General features: G+C 66.1%; 4 protein-coding genes. 1 reads left to right on the top strand and 3 read right to left on the bottom strand.

The window, feature by feature from the left end; genetic code table 11:
- The first annotated feature begins 157 nt into the window (after window positions 1-157).
- Entirely contained in the window at window positions 158-715 is a 558-nt protein-coding gene (locus tag E2C05_RS29315; protein WP_133223156.1) for a site-specific integrase, read from the top strand.
- Between the two features lie 248 nt (window positions 716-963).
- Here the strand turns inward: E2C05_RS29315 and ppsR are convergent, their stop codons facing one another.
- The 3 genes from ppsR to E2C05_RS29330 form a co-directional block, all read right to left on the bottom strand.
- Entirely contained in the window at window positions 964-2379 is a 1416-nt protein-coding gene (gene ppsR / locus E2C05_RS29320) for a transcriptional regulator PpsR (RefSeq protein ID WP_133223157.1), read from the bottom strand.
- A 49-nt stretch (window positions 2380-2428) separates the two neighbouring features.
- Entirely contained in the window at window positions 2429-3379 is a 951-nt protein-coding gene (locus E2C05_RS29325; RefSeq protein ID WP_133223158.1) for a cobalamin B12-binding domain-containing protein, read from the bottom strand.
- A gap of 233 nt (window positions 3380-3612) precedes the next feature.
- Window positions 3613-4271: IS630 family transposase (locus E2C05_RS29330; protein WP_133223159.1), on the bottom strand; the 659-nt coding region annotated here is incomplete at its 5' end.

Here is a 4271-nt window from a genome sequence, read left to right on the forward strand (position 1 = left end):
GGCGGCTGGCGGCGATCTCCACCGCGCACCGCCTGGCTGGGCATTAGCTCGACACCCGCCACCCAGTGGTCCGCGAGGTGATGCGCGGCATCCGCCGGCAGCATGGTATCGCACCGCGGCAAGCTGCCGCGGCGACCGTCGACGTGGTCAAGGCCATGTGGTCGCCACCTGCGATGATGCACAGCTCGGCCTGCGCGACCGGGCGCTGCTGCTGGTGGGGTTCGCTGGGGTCTTCCACCGCAGCGAGCTAGTGGCCCTGCAGGTGGCGGACGTGATCGAGGTGGAGAGCGGCCTGCGTGTCACCATCCGCCGCAGCAAGGGCGACCAGGAAGGCGCCGGCCAGCTGATCGGTGTCATGCATACCGGCACCAGCACCTGCCCAGCCGTCGCCTTGGCCGCCTGGCGGGACGCCGCTGCCATCGCGGACGGACCGCTGTTCCGCAGCGTCGATCGGCATGGCCGGATCGGCGACAGCCTGTCGGACAAGGCAGTGGCGCTGGTGGTGAAGCGGCGGGCCAAGCTGGCGGGCCTCGATCGTGCCGACTTCTTCGGCCACAGCCTGCGCGCCGGCCTCGCCACCTCCGGCGCGGCGCACGGCCACGAGGAGTGCGATATCCAGCGGCAGGCCGGGCACCGCAGCGCCATCGTGCTGCGCTGCTACATTCATGATGGCCGGCTGTTCCGCGCCAATGTCTCGGGCTATGTCGGGCCGTGACGGCCGCTGCACTGGAGCGTCAGCGAGCTCGGGTGCGATGCCGGTACCCCTCCCGGGGGTGGGGGCCTGGGGACTGACTAATGGACGGGTAGCCGTTGCCCTGGCAACACAGAACGCGCGGCAGCAGAAGTTGGACAAAAGGTATGCTGGGGTGGCGGCGCTCCTGCAGCCTCCCAGGAAGCCCCCTGGCCTGCTCCGGCCATAGCCTCCACGGTGATGGACCTGCATTTGCCTGCCTACATTACACGTCAGCTGCCCTCATCGAACCCACCGAAACCATGTCGATGCAGCTTAGCGTAAAGGCTTTGGCGTGACAGCCCGAGCACCTCGGCCGCCCGCGCACGACTGTCGCCGCTGATCTCAAGGGCCGCCTCGATGCTGAGCCGTTCGATAAGGTCCGTCGCTTGGCGAACGAGCTCCTTGAGCGGCATGCGGCCAATCAGCTGCTTGAAGTCTTCCATTGAGCTTGGGGGGCTGCCACGGTTATCGAGCGCCGGGAGCCGCGCGGTGACGTTGCGGATAGCGAAGCCGAAGGAAGGCCGTCTGCTGCCGTCCAGCACCGAAGTCGCTGATACCTCAACCTCGGTGCTCGCCCCGTACTCCCCCCGTACGGCCGTGCTGAACAGCCGCACCGCGCCATGCTGCCGCAGGGCGGAGGTCAGTACGTTCATCTCCCCGCCGGTATGTCCGAGCCAGCGACCGAGCGGTTCGCCAATCGCATGATCCTCCGCGCCGAGCTGGGCAAGGTCGAGGAATGTATCGTTCACCGTCAGGATCTGGCCAGCATCGTTGGTGACGACGAAGCCGTCTGGTGCGTGCTCGACCGCCGTCAGCAGACCGGCCCGGGGCGAGGTCGTCGGCGCCTTGAGTTCCGCGCGCAGCGGCAAGAGGCGAAGCAGCAGCGTCGCATGCCCAGCTTCCAGAAACACGGACGCAGCAATGCGAACCACCTGCCCGCCCTCGGCCAGTGTTACCGTTGTCTCCTCGGCACGCGATCCCGTGCCGAGGAGCGCCAGCAACGAACGCATGGTTTGCTTGCTCTCCTGGTCGAAGACCTCCGTGACAGGCCTTCCCAGCAGAAAGTGGGTCGGGCGGCCTAGCAGGCGTTCCGCTGCCGGGTTCAACTCGAGCACCCGGCCGGCAACTGCGTCGGCGATCAGCACCGGCTCCGGGGAGACATGGAACAGCAGCCGGTAGCGCGTCTCAGCCTGCCGTAGGCGGGAATATTCGCGCTCAACGGATTGCTGCGCCTCGACAAGGCGTTGCTGGAGGCGGGACAGCGGTCGGAGGTCGCGGCCCAAGGCGATGGCACGGTCGGCATCGCCGAGCCGCATGGCCGAGTATAGGATGGGTACCGTGTCGCCTGGACGGGTGATGTGGTTGACATGCCGCCACCGCGGCGGCTGCTGCACGATGGCGCCCTGGATCAATGCCTCGACTTTCGGTCGACTCTCCTTCGTCACCGTGTCGAGCCACCTGCACCCGAACCAGATGTCACCGCCTGCGAAGTCTCTCGATAGCTCCTCGCTGGTGATGGACAGGTCGCAGATCACGCCATCGCCATCAACGACCAGCGCGATGTCAGAAGCCGCCTCGATGACCGAGGCGGCCATTGTCGCGTTGAGCCGCCCCAGCGACTCGTCCGGCGCCTTGAACGCTCTCACGGCAATGGGTGTCCTGGCGAGCACAGAAGCATGGTTTCCAAAGAGGGATTTAACTCGGTGCCCTAGCGGCCTGCAATGAGAGCAAGGCTTCCGCCTGCAGCGCAGCTTGGCGGCCATCGGGCGCGGAGGCATTCGCGCCAACGGCTATGCCCAGGCCAGGATCGCCGCGAAAAGCCCAGCCGCCCACGATCACTGCAATCGCCGGGTTCCGTGATGCCGCGCGGAGATTGTGAATAAGGCCGGGCATCTCTGGAAGACGAGTGTCCGAGGCGACGGATAGGCCCAAAACCGCGAACCACTCGGTACGGAGCACATCCACGAGTTGCACGCTGCTCGCCACGGGCTCACTCCAGACCTCCCACCCGGCTTGGACGAAAAATTCCGTGACGATTGCAAGACCAAAAGTGTGTTGTTCACCCGGAATAGCCACCAGGGCGGCGCGACGCCGCGGGTCACGAGGCCCGGGGCGTGGAATGTAGGCGGGCCGCAACACCTGGACGAGCTGTGTCAATTGCCCCAGCGCAGAGGTGACCTCAACGAAGCTGCAGAGATCACTGGCCCACAACTCGCCGAGACGGCGGGCAACGGGGGTGAGCAGGTGGAGATAGAGATCGTCCAGCGTCATGCCCCGGGCGCGTAGCGAATGAACAAAGGCCGTCGTCGTTGACAAATCACTGGTCAGGACCAACGAGGTGAGCGCGGTGACCTCCTCAGGACCACATGTAATTGGTTCAGTTTGAAGGCCTGAATGCCGCAGTGCCAAGCGGGGGATCACGCTCGCCGTAACAGCGCGCGCGACCAGCGACTGCACTTCTTTGGCGGTGTCAGCCTGTACGCGGTGCCACTGCTGCGCTGACGCAGGCCGCGTGGAGAAGACAATCTGCTCAAGCCGGGCCGTCACTTCCGGAACCGGGTCACATGGCCAGGGACAGATGGTTGCCGCGCCCCAATCCGCAGCCTCGTTCGTCGGACACCAACCGATCTTTGGGCTATCGGTCATGCTTGGCTTCCCCCACTGATCGATAACCTTGGCTCAGACATCCGGGTAGGTGACCGGCCCACCTGCGACGTGCTGACAAGGATTTCGACCCCACACTTGGCCGCGCAGGATTTCAACCGGCAACCACACTATGGTCTAGCACGAGCCGTATGGTTTGGATCCGAATTGTTAAGGTCAACGACTTTCGCACACCCGAAGGCCCGACTTATTGATCCGGCCTGGGCGGTCTTGAATCACGCTGCGTAGCGGAAGGTCTTGTGCCCGAAGAAGCTACGGACGCGGTCGGGCCGCTTCGACAGCTTGCGCATGTGGCCGATGGCAGCGCGCTTCAGCTGCGTCTTGCTGCGCGCCGGCGCCTGGACGGTGACTGCCTGCTTCAGATCGCCGTTGACGCCCTCGTCCGGGTTCAGTTCGGGGCTGTAGCCGGGCAGGTAGAACACCTCGATCTCGGCCTCGCGGCCGACGAGCCAGTCGCGGACCTTGGCCGACCGATGCACGGGGAGGCGGTCGAGGATAAGGAAGACCTTCTGCCCGACGTCCCGGACCAGGCGGGCGAGGAAGCGGAGCAGGTCCGGCGCCTTGATCGCGCCGCCAAGGACAATCCAGCGCAGTTCGCTCTTGTTGGTCACCGCCGAGATCAGGCCGAGGTTGGCCCGCTTGTGGTTGACCCGCACCTCCGGCGTCCGGCCCGGGGGCGCATAGCCACGGCCGCGCACGTCGTCGGAGCGCAGGCCGGTCTCGTCACCCCAGAAGACGGCACCACCCTCAGCTTTGGCCCGGGCAGCGATGGCCGGGTAGTCCCGCCGCAGCCAGCGCCGCACCGCCGCCGGATCCTGCTCGTAGGCGCGCCGCAGCGGCTTCTGCGCCGTGAAGCGCCAGCGCGCCAGGTAGG

The organism is Paracraurococcus ruber (assembly GCF_004353985.1).
Lineage (GTDB): Bacteria > Pseudomonadota > Alphaproteobacteria > Acetobacterales > Acetobacteraceae > Paracraurococcus > Paracraurococcus ruber.

Bases quoted from the DNA above. Each gene is read 5' to 3' on its own strand.
- E2C05_RS29325 (WP_133223158.1), bottom strand. From the start codon at position 3,379: ATGACCGATAGCCCAAAGATCGGTTGGTGTCCGACGAACGAGGCTGCG.